The sequence below is a fragment of the Pseudomonas sp. B21-051 genome (assembly GCF_024748795.1).
GTDB lineage: Bacteria > Pseudomonadota > Gammaproteobacteria > Pseudomonadales > Pseudomonadaceae > Aquipseudomonas > Aquipseudomonas putida_A.
In genome coordinates, this window is the sequence record NZ_CP087166.1 from 689,576 (window position 1) to 711,356 (window position 21,781).

Genomic DNA, 21,781 nt, shown 5'->3' on the forward strand with positions numbered 1-21,781 from the left:
ATCTCGCCTGCTTCACGTTGAAGTTGAGGCAGATTCAGCTTGGCGGCCCAGACGCGACAACAGCAGCCGATCCAGCAGCCAGACCAGCACCAGCGAAGCGCCCACCAGCGGAAAGATCACGGCCAAAGCGAGCATGATCGCCACGCCGGTTTTCCATTTCGGCAGGTCATGGCGTAGCGGTGGTACGCCGAACTTGCCCTGCGGACGACGCTTCCACCAGATCACTACACCGCTGACGGCGCTGAGCAGAATCATCAGGCAGATCAGCAGCACGATGATCTGGTTGAAGGTGCCAAACATCTTGCCTTCATGCAGCATCACGCCGATTTCCGTGGCCCGTGCCACTACGCCGTACTGCTCGAAACGCACATCGGCGAGGACCTTGCCGGTGTACTGATCGACATGCAGGGTGGCGTCGTTACGCGGGTCGTCGGCGAACACGGCGATGGTGAACACACCGGTTGCGGTGGTCGGCAGGGTGATGCTGTAGCCCGGTTCGACCTTGCGTTCAATTGCGATGTTCTGCACGTCTTGCAGGCTGATCGCGGGTGCGGCGGGGCCGTGTTGCATGCCGCCGTGGGCCATGTGTTCGGCGTGGTCGCCGGACATTGGCATTGGCGTGTTTTCCATCGCCCATGGCACGGTCTGGCGCGCGGCGTTGTTGAGGCTGCCGGCCTCGACGTCGGAGGTCGGCACGTTGTTCCACATCGCGGCCGGGAACACGTTCCACACCTGGGCGTACTGCTTGCCCCAGAAACCGGTCCAGGTCATGCCGCTGAGCAGCATCACCAGCAACAGCGCGGCGCCCCAGAACCCGGTAACCGCGTGCAGGTCCCGCCACAACACGCGACCGCGACTGTTCAGCCGTGGCCACAGAATTCCGGCGGCCTGACCCCGCGGCCACCACAGGAACACCCCCGACACCACCAGCACCACGCCCCAACCCGCGGCGAGTTCGATCAAGCGGTCACCGAGCGTGCCGATCATCAATTCGCCGTGAATGGCGCGCGCAATGGCTTGCAGATTTTTCTTTGCATCCTGCTCGCCGAGGATGTCGCCGTGGTACGGATCGATGAATACGTTGAGTTCATGGCCGGCGTTTTTCACCACGAACTGCGCGCTGCGTTCGGCGTTGGCCGGCGGCAGGTACTGGGTGATCTGACCCTGTGGATAAGCGTTCTTGACCCGTTGCAGCAGCTCATCGGCCGGCACCGTGTGATGCCCGGCCGGGACGTTGAGCAGACTGCTGTACATCAGAGAGTCGAGTTGCGGTTTGAACAGGTAGACGATGCCGGTCAGGGCCAGCATCACCATGAACGGCGCGACGAATAATCCGGCATAGAAATGCCAGCGCCAGGCCAGGTTGTAGAAATTCGGTTTGGGCTTTTGCATCACGTTTGCTCCGCTTGGCGAATCGTTTTCAGATCAAAAGATCGCAGCCTTCGGCAGCTCCTACAGGAGCTACGCGCTCCATGCGATCTCTTGATTTTTCTTGTTAGAAACTCATATCGACCTTGGTCCAGAGCGTGCGCCCCGGTTCGTTGATCGCTTGCGGGTCGTTGGCCGGGTAGCCGAAACCGGCGTTGCCCGCCAGGTTCAAGTGCTCGGCGTAAGCCTTGCCGAACAGGTTGTCGACGCCGGTGCTGACCTTCCAGTTTTTGTTGATCCGGTAGGCGCCGTTGAGCGAGAACACGCCAAAGCCGCCGCTCTTGTCGTAGTCCTTGCCGACCACGTTGCCCTTGTTCTGGTCGATGCGGTGTTGCGCCGCGACCATGCGCCACAGCGCCCCGGCACTCCAGTTGTCTTCGCTATAGGTCAGGCCGAAACGCGCATCCAGCGGCGGCATTTGCGGCAGGGCCTTGCCATCGCTGCTGTTCTTGCCCCAGGCATAGGCCAGGGTCGCATCGGCTTTCCAGTTATCGGTAAGTTTGTAGGCGGCGCCGAGTTCGCCACCCATGATCCGTGCGTCGATGTTTTCCGCGCGCGAAGTGCTCATGCCCATCATCGTCGGCGTGTAGTCGAACAAGATGTAGTCGCGCACCACGCCGATATAGCCCGAGGCCCAGGCTTCGAGTTCGGCGGTCTTGTAGTTCACGCCGAAGTCGAACTGGGTGGTCTTCTCCGGTTTGATCGAGTCGAACGCATTCAGCGAGCCGGCCGGGCCGGACTTCGGTGAAAACAGTTCCCAGTAATCCGGGAAGCGCTGCGCGTGACCGAGGCCGGCGTACAGCGTGGCCGGGCTGTCAGCGAGGTCATGCTCGTAACGCACGAAGCCGCTTGGTAAGGTGTCGGCGCGGGTCTCGTCGGCGGTCGGGTTGGCGCGGCTCATCATTCCCGAGCCAATGCTCTGCCGGTAATCCTTGGCCGAAGCACGGTCGAGCCGGGCGCCAGTGATCAGCCGGTCACGATCAGCGGCGTACCAGGTCATTTCGCTGAACACGCCGTAGTTATGGAAATCGGCGTCCTTGGTGTACGGCTGATCCTTGTAGGTGTCGATGCCCATGCCACTGCGCTGGCGGTGTTCGTTGGTCTGCGCGTCGAGGCCGGTGATCAATTGGATGTCGGCCCAGCGCCAGGTCGCCTTGATCCGCGCGCCGAGGGTGCGGCGGTCGACGTTGGAGGCCATGGGCCCGGCCATCATCCCGGTGCCGGATGGCGTGCGCAGGCTGTAGTTGTCCATCACGTGGTCGGCGTAGTTGTAGTAGACCTGTGCTTCGAGTTTTTCCAGCACGTCGGTGATGTTGGATTTTTCGAAGCGCAGGCCGAGGCTTTCGCGCAGGAACTGCGAACCGTCCATGCCGCGCCCGGCGTAGCGCGCTTCGCCGTCGCCCTTGCCGGCGGTGAGTTCGATCAAGGTGTCGGCGTCCGGGGTCCAGCCGACGGCGATGTCACCGTTCCACTTGTCGTAGCGCGACGGCACGCTGTCGTTGTTGCCGTCGCGATAGTCGTCGGAGTGCGCGGTGTTGCCGATCACTCGCACGTAGCCCAATGGCCCGCCGGCAGCGGCGTCGACGACCTTGTCGAAGCGCCCGTTGGAGCCGACCAGCACGCTGGCATTCACCCGCGTGCCGAGTTCGCCGAAGCTTTCCGGCTCACGGTCGAAGAGGATCGTGCCGGCGGATGCGCCCGGTCCGTAGAGTACGGTTTGCGGGCCTTTGATCACCGTGAGTTTGTCGTAGGTCTCGGGCGAGATGTACGAGGTCGGCGCGTCCATTCGCCCCGGGCAGGCGCCGAGCAGCATGCTGCCGTTGGTGAGGATATTCAGCCGCGAACCGAACATGCCGCGCAGCACCGGATCACCGTTGGTGCCGCCATTGCGCACCAGGGCGAAGCCGGGAATGGTCTTCAGGTAATCGCCGCCGTCACTGGCCGGCACCGGTTGGCGCGGGTCCTTGGGGTTGGTGACGATGGTCAGCGGTGAGCTGGGAGCGATGGCAGTGATCACCGTCGGACTGAGTTCATCAACGTGACCGGCGTGGTCGTCGGCCAGCACCAGCGGCGACAGCAGGACGCCGCAAAGGACGGCAGTAGCGTGCGAGAAACGAATGCGCGATTCGTTCAGGGCGAAGGAAGCCCGGGCAGAACCCAAGCGTGAAACAGCAGAAAACCTGGACATGACAATTTCCATCAAACAGTCGTAAACGACACGGCCGGCAGCCTGACGCTGTCTTCTCAACCGTGTGCAATCAAAGGTGCGGTGTTTACGCGTTGACGGGTGGGGCGCGGGTGCGGGCGCCGGGGAAGAAGGTCTGCCGGGCATGGCCCAGACGTGGGGAGGATGGGGTGAAGGTGTTGACGTGGGCGATGCTGAACGTGGCGAACGTGCCACCACCGGTCAGCGCCGGGCAGTTGAACAGCAGGCTGCAATAACCGCATTTTTCCCACAGGGCGTGGTGCGAGGATTGCGGAGGACAGTGTTCGGCAGCCGGTTGTGCACCGTGCGCGGCGTGATCCATGCCCGGCATGTCCATCGCCATGTCCATGCTCATCGCCATGGAAGTCGAGGCGTGCTGATCCATCGGCATCGACTGAGAAATCAGCGGGCCGATGAAGATCATCAACATGGCGAACAGGGCGATCCAGCTACCGCGGGTCAGAGTCTGGCTCTGGCGATGCAGGCGGGATGCCCCGGCGCGTTGCAGGCGCACGGGCGTGGTCAGCCGGATCGGTTACTGGGCGTGATCGTGCGCCTGGGTGTCTTGCGGTGGTTTCTTCTGCACCGCGACTTCGACGGTCACGTCACCCGCCTTCTCGAAATGCAGGGTCAGCGGGAAGCGTTTGCCGTCGCTGAGCAGGCTGCGGTCTTTCGGGTTGAGCAACATCACGTGATAGGCCATCGGCGCGAACGTGACCTTGCCGCCGGCAGGAATCACCACGTTGGGCACCTGCTGCATTTTCATCAGGTCGCCCTGCATCACATGCTCATGCAGTTGCGCTTCGGCGGTTATCGGCGAGTCGACGCTGAGCAGGCGGTCGTCGGTCTTGCCGGGATTGCTGATCACGAAGTAAGCGGCGACGGTCGGCGCGTTGGGCGGCAGTTCCTGCGACCACGGGTGGGCGATTTCCAGCTCGCCGGCCTTGTATTCGTGGGCATGGGCGAAGCACGCCGGCAGCAACAGCGCAGCGATGACGAAGAGTTTGTTCAACATGGCAGTTCTCCAGAACGATGTGAAACGCAGGTCAATTGCGAGACAGATCAGACCAGAGGCGAGGCGCGGGGATTGAGGCTCGGCCATTGCTGGCGCGGTGTCGGTGTTTGCAACGAGGGTGGTGCCACGCTGCGATTGCTTTCGTAGCGGGCGAAATACAGCTGCGGCGTATGGCCCGGCAACGCCACCAGCGGCGCGGAACCCGAGCAACACCAGCAATGCTGCATGTTGGAATGGCTGTCGTTGGACGGGGCTTTCTGCTCCGAGGTGCCGATGTTGATCGCCACCATCTTCGTCCCGCTGCCGGTGCAGAAACTGCTCCACAGCAACTGTTCGGCCGGTGAACTGGCCGCCTGCGCCATCGCCCCGGTCATCGGCATGGCGAGCATGTTGAACAGCACTGCGAAGCAGGCGATCCAGGCAAATGCGAGCCGGTGTCGGTTCATGGGACAGATCCGTTGGGTGGGCGATCAGGCGCGGGCTATTTAGCCTGATCAGGGCCGATAAGTAAAAAGGCGTCGTGCGGTTTGGTGTCGCAGCGATCTCGTCAACCAATCGCTCAGTTCACTGGGACCGCGTGAACCTCCATGTCTACTCCCAGCGTAGTTCGGATTACCGAAAAAATTTTTGCCAGATTGTCCATGCTCGGGTTGCCTTTGGCGGACAACATTCGATGCAGGCTTTTGCTGGGCTTTTCAGTTTCCCGTGCAAGTTCTTCGAATCCGACAGTTGCATTGACGAGGTCGCGCAAAATTATCCTCGCAACTTCTGGCTCGCCATTCAGAAAAAGCGTTGCGGCTTCGTTCAGTAATGCCTGGGCAAATTCGGGATCACGTTGTGCACGCTCTGAAATTGAAATTTTGTAGCTTCGAGTGAGCGCCATCAAATTACCTCTGGTTCTGTTCAGCTTTTTTTCGAGTTCGAAATTCGGCTATCAGTGCTTTCACCTGTTTGATGTCCTGTCTCTGTGTGGATTTATCTCCTCCACCGAACAAGATGATCAGTCGTTTTCCCTCTTGTATCAGATAAATTCTATAGCCAGGACCCCAGTTTATTTTGTATTCGCCGAGACCATCGAACCACTTGATGTTGGAGGTGTTGCCCGCTTCCAACCGTGCCAAGGCTTTCGAAACCCTTGCTGCGGCCGGGCACGCTCAAAGTGGAGATCCAACGGCCAAACGGGCTTGAATCGTTTTCTTGTAGATATTCTTCGAGTGTGATCACAGTCGGCCCTGAAGGTAACAAATAGGTTACTTATCATGCAAGCCGTGGATCTTGCCTCAGGAGGTGATCGTCTCCAATTCAACAAGTGTTTCTTGAAGCGTCCAAAACTCCCGATCAACCCCCGCCAACACCGGCCGCTTCAACACCATCACCGGCACTCCCAACTCCCGCGCCACTTCCAGCTTCGGCTCGGTCGCGGTGCTGCCGCTGTTCTTGCTGATCAGCACATCGATCTGCCGACGTTCGAACAGTGCGCGTTCTTCCTCAAGCAGAAACGGCCCACGGGCACCGATGACTTCGCAGCGTTCGTTGCCGGGGCAGACGTCGAGGGCGCGCAGGGTCCAGAACTGGTTGGCAGGGATCTCGTCGAGGTGTTGCAGCGGTTCGCGGCCGAGGGTGAACAGTGGGCGGCGGAACGGTTTGAGGGCTTCGGTCAGTTCGGCCCAGTCGCTGACTTCACGCCAGTCATCGCCCGGTTGCGGCTGCCACGCGGGGCGGCGCAAGGCCCAGCAGGGGATGCCGGCGAGTTGCGCGGCGCGGGCGGCGTTGTGGCTGATTTGCGCGGCGTAGGGATGGGTCGCGTCGAACAGCAGGTCTATGCCTTCAGCGCGAATGAATTGCGCCAGACCTTCGGCCCCGCCGTAGCCGCCGACGCGCACCTGGCAGGTCAGGTCGGCAGGCACCCGGCCCACGCCGGCCAGGCTGTAAATGTGTTCTGGCCCCAGCGTACGAGCGATGGCCAACGCCTCGGTAACGCCGCCAAGCAACAGAATTCGTTTCATGCAAAACCTCCGGCGTGGCCGACAATGCCGCCCTGGCGATCAATCGCAAACACTTCGACCTGCACCTGCGCCGGCACCACGCTGCGGGCGAAATTCAGCGCATGACGACAGACCTCATCGCCGAGGGCGACTCCTGCCGCGCTGGCCATCGCCAGGGCCTGCTGACTGGTGTTCGCGTCACGAATGCTCTGCTGTAATGCCTGATCGGCACCAATCGCCGCCGCCCATTCAGCCAGTTGCGGCAGGTCGATACTCGAATGCCGCGAGTGCAGATCCATGTGCCCTGCCGCCAGTTTGCTGATCTTGCCGAAGCCGCCGCACAGGCTGAGTTTATCCACCGGCACTTTGCGCAGATGCTTGAGCACCGCGCCGACAAAGTCGCCCATTTCGATCAGGGCGATTTCCGGCAGGTCGTAGACCCGGCGCATGGTGTCTTCGCTGGCGTTGCCGGTGCACGCGGCGATGTGCAGGTAACCATTGGTTTTGGCGACGTCGATGCCCTGATGGATCGAGGCGATGTACGCCGCGCAGGAAAACGGCCGGACGATGCCGCTGGTGCCGAGGATCGACAAACCACCGAGAATGCCCAGCCGCGGGTTCATGGTTTTCAGCGCCAGCGCCTCGCCGCCCTCGACATTGACGGTGACCTCGAAACCGCCGGCATAACCTATCTCGGCGGCGAGCAGGCTCAGGTGATCGCTGATCATCTTGCGCGGCACCGGATTGATCGCCGGTTCACCGACCCCGAGTACCAGCCCCGGGCGGGTGACGGTGCCGACACCTGCGCCGGCGATGAAGCGAATCCCCGGTTCAGCCAGCAGCCGCACGTGTGAATAGAGCAGCGCACCGTGGGTCACGTCCGGGTCGTCGCCGGCGTCCTTGATCGTCCCGGCTTCGGCGCCGCCCTCGGACAAGCGGCAGAACTCCAGGCGCATTTGCACCTGTTTGCCCTTGGGCAGGACGATCTGCACCGCATCCGCCGACATTCCGCCGAGCAGCAGTCGCGCGGCGGCGAGGCTGGTGGCTGTGGCGCAGCTGCCGGTGGTCAGGCCGCTGCGCAGGGGCGCGGGTTGTTCGGCGGTTTCGTCACGCATCGAGGGGTTTGACCAGATCCAGCAGGGCAATCGGTAACGCCTGACGCCAGGTGTCGAACTCGCCCAGCGGTTGCGCCTGGGCAACGTGGATTCGGGTCAGTTCGCCGCCGTGGCGTTCGCGCCAGTGCATCAGCGTGACTTCACTTTGCAGGGTCACGGCGTTGGCAACCAGTCGACCACCGGGTTTGAGTTGTTCCCAGCAAGTTTCAAACACGCCTTCACGGGTCACGCCGCCGCCGATGAAGATCGCGTCCGGGCGCTCCAGCCCGGCAAGGGCTTGCGGCGCACGGCCACGCACCAAGTGCAGACCGGGCACGCCCAACGCGTCGCGGTTGTGTTCGATCAAGGCCTGTCGGCTTTCGTCCGCCTCAATGGCGATGGCACGGCAGCTCGGATGCGCGCGCATCCATTCGATGCCGATCGAGCCGCAACCACCGCCGACGTCCCACAGCAATTCGCCGGGAACCGGCGCGAGGCGGGCGAGGGTGATCGCGCGGACATCGCGTTTGGTCAGTTGCCCGTCGTGCTGGAATGCCGAGTCGGGCAGTCCGGCAAGACGCGACAGGCGTGGCGCCTGCGCATCGGCCAGGCATTCGATGGCGATTACATTCAGATCGGCAATCGTTGGGTCATTCCAGTCACGCGCAGTGCCGTCGATACGCCGCTCGGCGTCGCCGCCCAGGTGCTCCAGAACACTCATGCGGCTGCCGCCAAATCCGCGCTCACGCAGCAGCGCCGCGACCGCCGCCGGACTTTGCCGGTCATTGCTCAGCAGCAACAGGCGCACCCCGCTGAACAGATGCGCATTGAGTGCTGCCAGAGGTCGCGCGACCAGCGACAGTGTGGCCACCTCTTGCAACGGCCAGCCGAGGCGGGCAGCGGCCAGCGAACAGGAGGATGGTGCCGGCAGGGTCAGCATCTCGGCACTTGGCACGTGCCGCGCAAGGCTGGCGCCGACGCCATAGAACATCGGATCGCCGCTGGCCAGCACGCATACGGCTTGGCCACTCCGTTCCAATACGGGCGCGAGGGAAAACGGGCTCGGCCACAATTCGCGTTCGCCGCGAATACACACCGGCAGCAAGTCCAGTTGTCGCTGGCCGCCGATGATCCGCGAGGCGGCCAACAGGGCGCGCCGGGCGTTTTTGCCCAGGCCCTTGAAGCCGTCTTCACCGATTCCCACAACCGTCAGCCAGGGTGTCATACCGTTCCTTAATCCAGGGTAGATCTTCAAGGGCGGCATGATAACGCGGCTACTGGCATCTGACGCGGGTCTGTCGTCGCGGCGTGTCGAGAGCAATGCGGAAACTTAATGTTGAGCAATAGTGATTTTTCCAACTTTCTTTTTTGTTAGTTTGAATGAGGTCAGTTCTTTTTCATAAGTCTGGCGCAATTAAACTATAAATTTAATCAGTGCCAAGTTGGCAGGGAGCGATATGGATATCAATTCAGCTACACGTTTAAGTCAGAGTAATGCAGTTGCCGTTAATAATATGTTGTTCACCGGACTGGAGGGGCGGGCAGAGGCCGATAACAGATTTGTGAGGAACTGCATTTATCTCGCCCAGATCGCGGCGGACAGCCGTTGTGACAGCAGCCTGCAGCCTGCAGAGTGGTTCGATTACTTTGCCGGGGGCCTTTGGTCATGTGGCTGGAACCTGGAAGAGAAGCCGGTGGTGCTAGTCCAGGAGGCGTTTTCCGGAAGTGTGCAGGAGGCGTGGCGGCGGTTGACAGCACCCTTGCTCGCGCGCATTCAATTAGAGCAGGTTGAAGCAGGGCTGGCAGCGCTGGAAAAAGATGTAGCGTTGCTGCAAAAATTTACCGCCCTGAGTGGCAAAACCTTCACCTCGCACATTGTTCCGGTCAGTCAGAACGCCAGTGGCGAGTTGGTCGTGGTGCTCAGTCATATCCGTTTTATCAAGATGGTATTGAGTACCAACTACCTGTTCTGGCAGATCCATCAACCGATGTCGCAACTGGACATCCGCGCCAGAAGACTGGTGATCAAGCGCAGGGCCATCGACGAAAACCGGGAAGCTGTAGATCAGGCGATTCGCGAGAGTGTGGACGACCTTGAAGAGGTCGAACTCTGAAAAACCGCAGTTTCCGACCGACAGGCATTTTCATGCGCTCGGGCAAAGCAGGCATAATGGCGACCTTTCGCCCACCACAGCGCTGCCAGCCAGCCGGTCATCCCTTGAACGAACGCCCTATGTCCACCGCTCTGCGCCCCTCGGCTTGCCCGGGGTTGCTGCGTATTGTCCAGGCGCTGGACGGCGGCATTTGCCGGATCAAGCTCAATGGCGGCGCGATCACTGCCGATCAGGCCGACGCGGTGGCCGATGCCGCCGAGCGTGTTGCCAGTGGCGCGATCGAGGCGACCAACCGCGCCAATCTGCAGATTCGCGGCATCGGCGAGCAGTCCGCGGCATTGATCGACAGTTTGCTGGCTGCCGGTTTGGGGCCGCAAACCGCAGCGGGCGACGATGTGCGCAACCTGATGCTCAGCCCGAGTGCCGGGATCGATCGGCAGTTGCTGTTCGATACCCGGCCCCTGGCCGAACAGATTCTGGCGACTCTGCAGACACATCCGCGCTTTCATGAGTTGAGCGCCAAGTTCGCCGTGCAACTGGACGGCGGTGAGGCGTTGGCGATGCTCGAGCATCCGCATGATCTGTGGCTGTCGGCGTTTGAGCATGAAGGTGAAATATTGTTGGCGGTCGGCCTGGCGGGCTGCCCGACTGATCGTGCGGCCGGTGCCGTGACCGTGGAAAACGGCCATGCGCTGGTGGTCGCGGTGCTGGAGTTGTTCCTTGAGCTGGCTCGCCCGGAGCAGACACGCATGCGCCATTTGCTCGATGAGCTGCCGCCACCGGCGTTTCTCGAACAATTGCGCCAACGCGTGGCGATCAATGCCGCCATTGCCCGACAGCGCACGCCGCGGGCGGATGCTTTGCACATCGGTGTTCACCGGCAAAATGCTGACGACCGGGTATATGTCGGTGCGGTGCCGGCGCTCGGCCGTCTCGACCCGGCCATGCTTCGTGGCGCGGCCCGGCTGGCCCGTGAGTTCGGTGATGGCAGCCTGCGTTTTACCCCTTGGCAAAGTCTGCTGCTGCCGAACGTGAAGCCCGCCGACGCGGCGCGAGTCCTGCACCACCTGAGGCAATTGCACTGGCTGACCGACCCCCGCGAGCCGCTGTCCCGGCTGATTGCCTGCACCGGCTCCAGCGGCTGCGGCAAAGGCCTGGCCGATACCAAACACGACGCCCGGTTGCTGGCGACGCTGCTGCCACAGGCGCAGAACGTGCACCTGTCCGGTTGCCCGCGCTCTTGCGCGGCGGCGCATCGCACACCGGCGACATTGCTGGCGGTCAGCCCCGGTCATTACGACCTTTATTTTCGCGATGCAGCGCTGCCGGGTTTCGGCGCGCTGCACGCACGCAACCTTACTATTGAAGCGGCCGCGATCCTGCTCGACGCCCGCTCACGGAGCCCCCTTGATGCTTGATTACATCCGCGACGGTCAGGAGATCTATCGCAACTCCTTCGCGATCATTCGCAGCGAGGCCAATCTGGCGCGCATCCCGGCCGATCTGGAAAAACTCGCGGTGCGCGTGATCCACGCCTGCGGCATGGTCGAGGCCATTGACGGTCTGCAATTTTCCGAAGGTGCCGGCAAGGCCGGGCGCGATGCACTGGCGGCCGGCGCGCCGATCCTGTGTGATGCGCGGATGGTTTCCGAAGGCGTGACCCGTGCCCGTCTGCCGGCCAACAATCAAGTGATCTGTACCCTGCGCGACGACAGCGTGCCGGCCCTGGCCCGCGAGTTGGGCAACACCCGCTCGGCGGCGGCGCTGGAGTTGTGGCGTCCGCACCTGGAAGGCAGCGTGGTGGTGATCGGCAACGCGCCGACCGCACTGTTCTATCTGCTGGAAATGCTCGATGCCGGCGCACCGAAACCGGCACTGATCCTTGGCTTCCCGGTGGGCTTCGTCGGCGCCGCCGAATCGAAAGCGGCCCTGGCGGTAGACAGTCGTGGCGTACCGTTCGTGATCATGCAGGGCCGGCTCGGCGGTAGCGCCATGGCCGCCGCCGCAGTCAATGCCCTCGCCACGGAGATCGAATGATGCAGGCCAAAGGACGTCTGATCGGCCTCGGCGTGGGCCCCGGTGATCCGGAACTGATTACCGTCAAAGCCCTGCGCCTGCTGCGCGAATCGCCGGTGGTGGCGTACTTCGTCGCCAAGGGCAAGAAGGGCAATGCGTTCGGCATCATCGAAGCGCACCTGCAGGACGCGCAGAATCTGCTGCCGCTGGTGTACCCGGTGACCACAGAAGTGCTGCCGGCGCCGCTGTCTTATGAACAAGTGATCAGCGACTTCTACGATGACGCCGCCGAAGAAGTCGCGGCGCATCTGGACGCAGGGCGCGACGTCGCGGTGATCTGTGAAGGCGACCCGTTCTTCTACGGTTCCTACATGTATCTGCATGATCGGTTGTCCACGCGCTACGACGCCGAAGTGGTGCCGGGCGTGTGCTCGATGCTCGGCGGCGCCTCGGTGCTCGGTGCGCCGCTGGTGTATCGCAACCAGAGCCTGTCGGTGCTCTCCGGCGTGTTGCCGCATGAGGATCTGAAGCGACGTCTGGCCGACGCAGATGCGGCGGTGATCATGAAGCTGGGGCGCAACTTTCCCAAAGTCCGTGCGGTACTCGAAGAGCTCGGTCTGGCCGAGCGGGCGCTGTACGTCGAACGCGCGACCATGGCCAATCAGAAGATCGTGCCGCTGGATCAGGTCGAGCCGATGTCCTCGCCGTACTTCTCGTTGATCATCGTCCCGGGCGAACGGTGGCAAGGTTGATGACGCCATCCACACCGGCCATTGTCATCCTTGGACAGGGCGCACTCGCCACCGCGCGACGGATCCAGCAGTTGTATCCGACGGCGCAGATCCACGGCCTCGCCGGACGCGTCGAAGGTGCCGACTGCAGCTATCAGGAATTCGGTGCGACCCTGCGTGAGCTGTACCAGCAGGACGCGCCGATCATTGCCTTGTGCGCTGCCGGCATTGTCATTCGCACCCTGGCGCCGTTGCTGCTGGAGAAGGGCGCTGAACCGGCGGTACTCGCCGTTGCCGAAGATGGCAGCGCCGTGGTGCCGCTGCTCGGCGGCCTCGGCGGGGTGAATGTCATGGCCCGTGAAATCGCCGCCGCATTGCAGGTCGCCGCAGCAATCACCACCAGTGGCGAATTGCGCTTTGGCACTTGCCTGCTCAATCCACCCGGCGGTTATGCGCTGGCTGATCTGGAGCTGGGCAAGCGTTTCGTGTCCGATCTGCTGGCCGGACACAGTGTGCGTATCGAAGGCGCGGCGCCGTGGCTGGAGCAGGCGCAGTTGCCGCAAGACCCGCAGGCGCAACGTTCGATTCATGTTGGCAGTGCCGAGCGTGCAGCGAGCGCCAATGAGCTGCTGATCTATCCACGCAGTGTTGCGGTGGCGGTGAGTGCGCAGTTGGACGATCTGCCGCATGCCGTGCGCGCCGCATTGCAGCAGGCCGGGGTTGCGCAGCAGTCGCTGGCCTGTCTGCTGGCGGCTGATATTGAAATGGCGTCAGCGAAACTGCGTGAAGCCGCCCTCGAACTGGGTGTGCCGCTGCGCTTTGTCACGGCGCAAAAAGACCTCGACGAGGTGGCTCGTCAGGCACTGCCGCAGGCCTCGATCAGCAGTGCCAACGGCTTGGCGATTGCGCGCGCCGAACAGCCGCTGGACGTCGCGCAGATCGGTCGTCAACGTGGGCGCCTGGCGGTGATCGGCCTTGGCCCCGGCGCTGCCGAATTGATGGTGCCTGCGGTCAAGGCGGAACTGGGGCGGGCCACCGATGTGCTCGGCTACGAAACCTATGTGCGCATGGCCGGCCCGTTTCGCGAAGATCAGGTGCAGCATTGCACCGACAATCGCGAAGAAATGCAGCGCGCCCGTCACGCCTTCCGGCTGGCGGCCGAGGGGCGTTCGGTAATCGTGGTCTCATCCGGCGACCCCGGCGTGTTCGCCATGGCCGCGGCGGTGCTCGAAGCGTTGCACGAGTCGACCGATCCAGCCTGGCACAGCGTCGAGCTGGAAATCCTCCCCGGGGTGTCCGCCTCGCTTGCCACGGCTGCGCAAGCGGGCGCGCCACTGGGACATGACTTCTGCGTGATGTCGCTGTCGGACAACCTCAAACCGTGGTCGATCATCGAGAAACGTCTGGATCTGGCGGCCGAGGCCGATCTGGCGCTGGCCTTCTACAACCCGATCTCGCGGGCGCGTCCGTGGCAACTGGGGCGTGCGCTGGAGATCGTCGCGCAGCATCGCGGCGCGGCAACGCCGGTGGTGCTGGGGCGCGACATCGGTCGTCCGGGGCAGACCCTGCGCGTGACGACACTGGGGCAACTGACCCCGGATCAGGTGGACATGCGCACGATGGTGCTGGTTGGCTCTTCAACGACTTGCACCTTCCCGAAGGCTGAAGGTGGCGAGTGGGTCTACACACCTCGCTGGTACGGCGAAAAGCCGTAATCATGACCGCAGGCGAGGGGGCTTGCCCCCTCGCCATGCCGGACATTGCAGGTAGAGTGTTTCCGGATTTGCCGGTGTCATATTTTTCAGCGGGACGTGTGGGATCTGCTCTAGCTCCGCGTGGGATCTTTCTTGTTACTTATATTTTGTCGGATTTATCCTGAATCTTGACAGGCAGTAATAAAAGTTCAGGCGCAATCGCGCCGCGTATTCTTCAGTTGTGTTGATTTATATATCAGGCTGGCAGTAATGCTTTGTTGCTGTTACATGCTTTATCAGTTGTTTTCCAGAAGCCTGTTTTGACATGTATTGAAAGTTCTGAGGTTTGAGCGCTGATTCGCCAGCCGTTAGCTTGTTCGTCATCTGCACACATGATGTTGGTCAAGTAACGAAGGAGCTTTCATGCACGATCAAAGACTTCAAGACGTCAGTGGTTATGTCGGCTTTATCAGCCTGTTCAAACAGGCTGATCTTGAGCAGGCTCTGTTGGTATACCGTGACAGTGATGTTTATCAGTCAGTCTGGCGTTACTACTTTGCATGTATCGGTTTGCTCGATTCCCCGCGATTGATTGAGCCCCTGACATTGCTCAGATATTCGCTGGAACAGCTGATTGGCGTACCCCGTGTGCGTCGTGACACCCATAGCCAGCCTGAACCGCCAAAGGACGCTTTATCGCGAATCTACAGCAGTGTTCAGGCATTCGAGATCCGTCTGCGAAATAGCGAAACTTACGCGAAGACTGCCGCAACTCCGGTTATTAAGAACTTGCACTTTGTCTGGCTGGGCGGTGGTCTGGGCGCGATCCAGCATGATTACCTCAATCTGTGGAAGCAAGTATTGAGCGGGCAGGGTTATAGCCTCCATCTCTGGTATGACAGTGACGCGTTACTGGCCTGGCAAACCAACAAGTTGATCGTCGAGGCCGCCAAGGCTGACGCCATGCAGCACGGCGGCAGCGAGAATATTACCGAGGCCAGGCTGGGTACGTTGTACGAAGAGCGGGTCATCGTCCTCAAGCAGCAGATGTTCATGCACATCAATGCGGCCCTGGAGCGCGGGTTATCGGCAGATGAAGCGCGGGTCGACCTGTTGTCCCGTGCCTATGGCCAGGACGCGGCACAACTGGAAACTCTGATCGAGCAAAACCGGCGCAGTCTGCTGGCTCTGGCAGGTGGTGATTTGCAGTTGCGCGACTTGCGTGACCTCGACGCACCGCTGCGATTGCAGGACATCTATGATCGCGAGACCCGGTTGCGCGGCAATCTGGCCGCCGCCTCGGATGTGGTGCGGGTCGAGGCCGTGTACGACGAGGGTGGTCGCTACGTCGATGTCGATAATCTGCCGCCACTGGTCAAAACCATGGGCGGGATTGATATCAGTACGTTCGGTGGCGATGCGCGCCTTGGTGTTCTGCAATTGCTGCTCGATCACAACCCGCAATGGATGCCGGGACGCCAGGCATTGCGTGACCGGTACACCGATTATGTGGGCCGAATTCCCGAGGAACACCGGGCCGCGCTGGAGGCTTTTGCCCGGCAGCAGCCGGCGCTGAACGAGGTGTTCCAGGCGCCGGCAGAGCTGCTTGTGCGGCCGCAGGATCTGCGTGCCGTTGCCGTGCAGAACACGTTGAGCAACTCGTTCTTGATGGCTCACGCGCAATCGCCGATGCTCAAAAGCGTGATCGAGCGGTTTCGGTTCAACTATGAGGCCATTGAACAGACGAGCCGTCTCGCCGCCGAGCGTGGCGTCGCACTGAGCGATTTTGACGGCATGACAGGGCTGGCGCGCGAAGTGCTCGAGCAGACATTTGGCCCTCTGGCCGAACTGTCGATGACCGAGGACGTGGCGGCGAACTTTCTGATGCTGGCCATCGCGGGCTACTTCAGTGACGGCATTCGTCCGCAGAGCGAAGGGACGATTTATCTGACCGGCCCGGCCGCGATGCGCGATGGCATGGCCGATTATGAACGGCACAACTTCGTCCCGCGCGAGGAGGAAACGTTGCGGGTGGAGGCGGCTATCGAGCCGCTGTGGATGGTCAACGACAAGACCGAGGAAGAGCTGGATCACTCCTGGAAAGACAACACCAGTGATGCCGAACAGTGGGTGCTCGACGAGCAGCAACGCTGGCGTGAAGGGCAGTACAGTGCGCGCTACAGCGGCGATATAACGGCATTGCTGACTCAGCAGAGCGTGATGTTCGAGGAGGGCTGGCCGGTCATCGAAGGCCGGCCGGTGCTGTTGACGGATGTCCTGCAACGGATGATCGACAGACTCGGTGAACCGTTCGTGGCCGCGATGCGCGAAGGGCATAATGGCCCGCTGCGGTTCCCCGGCGGGCCGGGGCTCGGCTTCGATGATCGCCAGGCCATCAAGGCTCAGCCGGCCAGCCTCAAGGCTCCGGCGTCGCTCAACGATGCCAGCGTTCACGGGCTGGCGCTGGATGAGCTGCTCAGTGGTATTGCGCAAGAGCCGTTGCGCCTGTTCCAGGTCAGCGTCTTGCAAAGGGTATTGCTGGGCCAGCTACTGGGCGTACGCTCACTGGATAACCAAAGCTTCAAACAGGTGGCTGCCGAGCTCGACAACCTTGCCAACAGCGTTGCCGAGGTGGGGGCGTCGGTGCGTTATGCGGCGATTGAACGCCATCTTTATCAGCATCGTGCAGCGCAATTCATGGCCGGTCTCGCCAGTCATGTCGACCAGCCGATGATGTCGTCGGACAGTGCGTTGACGTTGAAGCGAGCCGCGCTGTTGCAGGCGCACACGCTGTTTCAATGGGGGCGTCATGTTGCCCTTATCCAGACCATCGCCACCCGCGAGCACCGTGAGCAGGTGATCCTGCGGCTGGGTCAGGTACTGGGGCAAATCGAGGCCAATGACGTCAAACTGGTGCCGCAGGATCTGTTGCTCCAAGGGGCGGGTGATCCCGGTGGACGCTGTTACCCGCTGGCACTGATCATGAGCGCTGCTCTGGAGCACGGCGTGGCGGCGTCGCGACGCTTGCGCGAGCGATTCTTCCTGGCCACCGTCGAGCCGCAGCAGCGCGATTCACTAGTGTTTCTGGAGGCACTCGAGGAATTGCGCGGCGTGCAATTGCATGACATCGGCAAGCCGCTGGGGCGGGTCGATCTGCAGCAGCTCGGCACCACGCTGGAGGCGTTCGCCAGCTCGCGCACGCTGATGCTCAACTCGGACAACCACGCCATGCTCGTGGCGAAAATCTTCAATGGCGGGCACGCCACCTATCACTTCTATGATCCCAATTTCGGCGTGTTCGAGTTCAGCCAGCCTGACCAGTTTCAGCTGGCACTGACCGATCTTTTCCAGAAACAGGGTTTGGCGAAATACTATGCGGCCTATGGCGACGACGCGCGCCCGACCTTTGATCTGATCGAACTGCAGGGGCAAAAGATAGCGGCGCTGGATCTGTCCGGTGGATTTCGTGTGGGGCAATTGCTGGAGTCCGACAATGTGCTGCCGGAGCATACACAGCGACCGATCCGTCGGCGCTTGAACAGTGCCCGCGGCCATTCACTGGTCAGCAATCCGCACTTGGGGCGCAGCCTGCGCGATCTGGACAGTCATTGGTGGGGACAGCAGATTGCCCAGGCGACTGACGCTTTACAGCACTTGCATGCTTCGGCAAAACCGCTGGTGCCGTTGTTCGAAACCCTGGAGATGACCACCGCCGGCGAGTACCGGATCAACCTGGTCGATCCCACGCAGGCCGAGCATGTGGTGCAGGTGGTGAGCTCCGATCATCGTCTGCTGCGCATCAGAAATTATCTGTCGGAGCAGTTTTCGGCACTGGGCACCCGGGCCTCGCCACAGATGGCAGAGGCGGGTGCCGTACACACGCTCAATACCGGCTTCACGATCCAGGCACTGATGAACGTCCTGCGTGGACGAGAGGGGGATGACCGCACCCTGACCACCGCCGTGCGCTTGCACGCTTACGTCAATTACGCGCAGCTGGTGCATGGCAATGTCACGGATGTCGCCGGCCTGATCAGTCTGATAAAAACCGCACTCAATGAAGAGAAGATCATCGCCCGTACCTGTGCACCAGTGGTTGGCGAGGCGCTGGGGCATGTCGCCAACGAAGGTGTGGGCGCGGTGCTGGGGCTGGCCAATGTCGGTTTCGACATCTATCAATTGGCGACGGCAGACAACGAGATCGAGCGCGCGCAGTTCGGCACCCAATTGGCCTTCGACTCCGCCAGTCTGGCGTTGACCGCCGGTGGTCTGGGAGCCGCCACGGCGGGCGCAGCGACTGCGGCAGCCGTGCTCGGCGGGGCCGGGGTGATTCTGGGCGGATTGGCCATAGGCGTGGCGGCACTGGCCCAAGGCTTCGCCCGAATTGCCGAGCAGGCGGATGAGGTCGGGCGGTTTTTCGACGATCTGGAGCGGGCCTGTCGGGGTGTGGGTTATGGTTATGACGACGGGCTCGGGGCGTGGGTCGCTCACCCTTCGCTGGTCGTCCAGAGCCTGGACTTCACTCGCGCCAGGATGGTGCTCGACAGTCCGAAGGTGTATCGGCTGCGCGACCATTTCGGGGTGCCGGATTTCAATCCGGATGATCAGCAAGCGCTAGATCTGCGGCGTGAACTGGGACTTCCCGGCTACATCCACTTCGATCCGCCGACCACGCAACTGGTCGTCCTGCCGTGCACGCCGACCACGTACTACGGTTACGAATACAAGGCGCTGCCATTCTCGTCTCTGCTCCACCACACGGGTTTCGATACAGCCCGCAAACTGGAAAAAAAGGATGCGGATGGCCAGTGGCGGTTTCTGTTTTCGTTCTACTCCTTTCCCGTGCACTACATCATCAACCGCCTGGCGCCGTCCTATCGGCCAACCGTGATCGAGGTGCGGCTGGATGCCCGCGAGCGTGCGCTGGCGGTGCCCATAACGCCGGCTGTCTGGCACGACAAATTGTCGTATCGCATCGAAGGTGCGGGCGGCGCCTGTTCACTGATCCTCAATCGCGGGGTCAATGTCCAGTTGCAGTCTCCCAGCCTGCAGCAGTGCCGCTGGAATCTGGTAGCCGCCTGGGCCACCGAGAGGGATGTGCGGATCGACGTCGGCGGGGTTCTTTCGGTGGGTGGCGTGAAGGTGACGTTCGACGGCAGAGGACGGCATGAGGTCATGCTCCAGCTGACCGGGCGGCAATCATTCAAGGTCAACCGCAGTGCCGGACGACTGGACATTGTCGAGCAGAGCGCGCCAGCCGGTGAGAATGAGCAGTCGCTGCTCACGCATTACCAGACACTGGCCCGGGAGCATCGGCTGGTGCTGCCTTACACGCCAGTTCATCACTTTCCGATTCCTTTCGAGCCCGAGGGACAGCCGCGTCACACCACGGCCTGGTACGACGCTGCCGAGGATCGATTTCTGTACATCCGCAGTGAAGAGGTGTTGGCCGCCGATGAAATGCTGCTGGCGGCGGTGGTCGGCGATTCTGCGTTTTTCTATGAGGTGCATAACTACGACATCTGGCAGGTCGATGCCGTCAGCGGTTTGCTCAAATGCCGCTACCGTCTGCTGGTGACGGAGGGCCAGTGCAGCGTTCGGCGTATCGATGTCGATGCTCAGGGCGTGATTCATATCGAACAGCAATGGCTGGGTGCTGATCGGCACCTCACGCAATTCAACTACCTGATCCATGAGGGCCAACTGCAACTGGTGGCAGTTACCCGAGAGATTGATCGTGAGCTCGGCCACCGAGTGTTCGCCAACCCGACCTTGACGGATTGGTCGGTGGTGCTTGGTCGCTATTTCACGTTACCGCGGGTGCCCGAACGCGCAGGCGTCAGCACCGTCGACTGGCAACCGGCCGCCTACGTGTCGGTCTGCTGGGCCTTCGATCCGGGCAAGCGTGACCTGGTCTGGGTTCGCAGCCGTGACCTGTTGTGCATCCATCCGTTTGCCTTCGGGCATATCCGCGGCTGGGCCGATTCGATCAAGCATCTTGATGATCTGCTGCTTCTGCCGGTCAATGATGAGCACGAGCTGTTTTTCATCTACGACCGGCTGGCGCAAAAGCTGTGCAAGGTGCAACGCAACGCGTCCGCTGACAGCGAGCGCTGGCCGGCGCAATGGACGCATCAATGGCTGCAGCCTGATGGGCTCAATGACGTGGTACCGGTACAGGACGGGTATCTGGCCCTGACCGAAGACGGTCTGTTCTTCAACCTGACCGCAGACGGTGAAGTGCATTTGGGGGGCTTGAGTGAGCGCTGGCTCAAGGGGCGAGCGCAGTGGTGGCAAGCATTCGAAGCGTTGGCGGCGAAGTACCCGGTCGACAGTTTCGCCATTCTGGGGCTGCGCAACGCCGCCGGTGATCGCAGCCTGTGTGCCTGGTATGTGGATAACCGCGTGCTGGTGTGCGATCCGGGGCATGAACGGGAAATGCGCCTGCTTGGGGTCACGCCGGACAACCAGGCGGTCTGGCTGTTCGATGTCGCCAGCGGTGAGATCTGCAGTCAGCTGTTTTTCGACAGCCGTCAGCTTGAGCCAGCATTCGGTAACGGCGCCCAGTTACTGGCGAGCGACTTGCTGCCGGCACCGCAGGCCGAGTGGGACGACTGGCGGTTCAGCGCCGTGCGCAATGACGGCTCCGGTCTGTGCGGGACATCGTTGGACGGCGTGTCACTCAAGCTGCGATATCAGGAAGCTGAACGAATCATTGGCGTCGATCATCACTGGGCCAGCGAGCACGCGGGGCATTTGCCGGAGTCTCTGCAGGCATTGCTGGAAACCGCCGAGCATGAGCCCTACATCGCCGTGGAATCCGGCGCGGGCAACCTGCAATGGTACGACGTGGCGAATGCACAACTGATCCGGATAGCGGGTCAGGACCTGCCGCACGATTGCGAATTACTCGGCACCCGCCATCGGCACGTGTTGTTACACGAGCGTCAGGCACACCGTGTGCACGTCTACCCCGGTCGGCAGAGCATCGGCCCTTTCGAATACGTGCGGCGCGACGCCGAGGTGCTGGTGGTCGAGGGCCAGAACAAGGTCGAAGACCTGTTGCCACTGATCGCTGATGACGTGAGCTGTCTGGTGTTGCGCCTGGGGCAGGGTGGCGTGACGTATCACCTGTCGAGGGCCTGCTGGTTGCGGCTGGACTCGGTGATTGTCGATTGCCGTCACCCACTCGGCGAGGTCCCGGCGATTCCCGGCAAGCTGGTCTGGGCGCTGGACGCACCGCAAACACTGCAACTGTCGTTTGTCGACGAGCACTTGCTGATCGTCGACCCGGATCGCCAGCACAGCCTGATCCTGCGTGATGTGTGCTCGGCGGATCCGGCAATGCGCGGCGACGTCTTCCTCGGATTCGAGGGCGGGCGTTCCTATGCGGTATCGAATCTGGTGCAGAGGCTGCGGGAAATCGTCGAAGCCGATGATGCCGACGGCAGTGCAACGCTGGCGCAGTTGCTGGGAGCGGTGCCGGCCTGACGCAAGT

Annotated in this window: 15 protein-coding genes and 1 pseudogene; 6 read left to right on the forward strand and 10 right to left on the reverse strand. The window is 61.8% G+C overall.

Annotated features, from left to right (window positions below; genetic code table 11):
* Positions 1-12: 12 nt before the first annotated feature.
* The 10 genes and pseudogenes from LOY52_RS03015 to cbiE all read right to left on the reverse strand — a co-directional run bounded on the left by LOY52_RS03015 (position 13) and on the right by cbiE (position 8,953).
* Positions 13-1,392, reverse strand: coding sequence for a PepSY domain-containing protein (locus LOY52_RS03015; RefSeq protein WP_258678136.1), 1,380 nt, complete (start codon positions 1,390-1,392; stop codon positions 13-15).
* A gap of 103 nt (positions 1,393-1,495) precedes the next feature.
* Complete coding sequence (locus LOY52_RS03020; protein ID WP_258678137.1) at positions 1,496-3,616, reverse strand: TonB-dependent copper receptor; 2,121 nt, start codon at positions 3,614-3,616, stop codon at positions 1,496-1,498.
* An 85-nt stretch (positions 3,617-3,701) separates the two neighbouring features.
* On the reverse strand, positions 3,702-4,148 hold the full coding sequence (locus LOY52_RS03025; protein WP_258678138.1) for a DUF2946 domain-containing protein: 447 nt from the start codon (positions 4,146-4,148) through the stop codon (positions 3,702-3,704).
* 21 nt (positions 4,149-4,169) lie between these two features.
* Positions 4,170-4,649, reverse strand: a complete 480-nt coding sequence (locus tag LOY52_RS03030; protein WP_258678139.1) for a copper chaperone PCu(A)C — start codon at positions 4,647-4,649, stop codon at positions 4,170-4,172.
* 47 nt (positions 4,650-4,696) lie between these two features.
* Positions 4,697-5,095 (reverse strand): DUF2946 domain-containing protein, encoded by a 399-nt coding sequence (locus LOY52_RS03035; RefSeq protein WP_225137326.1) that lies wholly within the window; start codon positions 5,093-5,095, stop codon positions 4,697-4,699.
* A gap of 113 nt (positions 5,096-5,208) precedes the next feature.
* A complete protein-coding gene (locus LOY52_RS03040) occupies positions 5,209-5,532 on the reverse strand; it encodes a DNA-binding protein (protein WP_258678140.1) in 324 nt (107 codons plus the stop codon).
* Positions 5,533-5,536: 4 nt separating this feature from the next.
* Positions 5,537-5,873, reverse strand: a pseudogene (locus tag LOY52_RS03045) (type II toxin-antitoxin system RelE/ParE family toxin).
* 56 nt (positions 5,874-5,929) lie between these two features.
* Positions 5,930-6,655: a cobalt-precorrin-6A reductase gene (locus tag LOY52_RS03050; protein WP_258678141.1), complete on the reverse strand. Its 726-nt coding sequence runs from the start codon at positions 6,653-6,655 to the stop codon at positions 5,930-5,932.
* Positions 6,652-7,749, reverse strand: coding sequence for a cobalt-precorrin-5B (C(1))-methyltransferase (locus tag LOY52_RS03055; RefSeq protein ID WP_258678142.1), 1,098 nt, complete (start codon positions 7,747-7,749; stop codon positions 6,652-6,654). Before LOY52_RS03055 ends, LOY52_RS03050 begins: the two co-directional genes overlap by 4 nt.
* Positions 7,742-8,953 carry a precorrin-6y C5,15-methyltransferase (decarboxylating) subunit CbiE gene (gene cbiE, locus LOY52_RS03060; RefSeq protein WP_258678143.1) on the reverse strand — a complete coding sequence of 404 codons (1,212 nt, stop codon included), beginning with the start codon at positions 8,951-8,953 and terminating at the stop codon, positions 7,742-7,744. The genes LOY52_RS03055 and cbiE overlap by 8 nt, the downstream gene beginning before the upstream one ends.
* 232 nt (positions 8,954-9,185) lie before the next feature.
* Here cbiE and LOY52_RS03065 point away from each other — a divergent pair, with 232 nt between their 5' ends.
* From LOY52_RS03065 to LOY52_RS03090, 6 genes are all read left to right on the forward strand, one after another.
* Complete coding sequence (locus tag LOY52_RS03065) at positions 9,186-9,842, forward strand: hypothetical protein (RefSeq protein WP_258678144.1); 657 nt, start codon at positions 9,186-9,188, stop codon at positions 9,840-9,842.
* Between the two features lie 119 nt (positions 9,843-9,961).
* Entirely contained in the window at positions 9,962-11,260 is a 1,299-nt protein-coding gene (cobG, locus tag LOY52_RS03070; RefSeq protein WP_309474937.1) for a precorrin-3B synthase, read from the forward strand.
* Entirely contained in the window at positions 11,253-11,879 is a 627-nt protein-coding gene (locus LOY52_RS03075; protein WP_258678146.1) for a precorrin-8X methylmutase, read from the forward strand. The genes cobG and LOY52_RS03075 overlap by 8 nt, the downstream gene beginning before the upstream one ends.
* Entirely contained in the window at positions 11,876-12,610 is a 735-nt protein-coding gene (locus LOY52_RS03080; protein WP_408980417.1) for a precorrin-2 C(20)-methyltransferase, read from the forward strand. The genes LOY52_RS03075 and LOY52_RS03080 overlap by 4 nt, the downstream gene beginning before the upstream one ends.
* Positions 12,610-14,304: a precorrin-3B C(17)-methyltransferase gene (cobJ, locus tag LOY52_RS03085; RefSeq protein ID WP_258678147.1), complete on the forward strand. Its 1,695-nt coding sequence runs from the start codon at positions 12,610-12,612 to the stop codon at positions 14,302-14,304. Before LOY52_RS03080 ends, cobJ begins: the two co-directional genes overlap by 1 nt.
* A 402-nt stretch (positions 14,305-14,706) precedes the next feature.
* Positions 14,707-21,774 carry a TcdA/TcdB pore-forming domain-containing protein gene (locus tag LOY52_RS03090; protein WP_258678148.1) on the forward strand — a complete coding sequence of 2,356 codons (7,068 nt, stop codon included), beginning with the start codon at positions 14,707-14,709 and terminating at the stop codon, positions 21,772-21,774.
* The last annotated feature ends 7 nt before the right edge of the window (positions 21,775-21,781 follow it).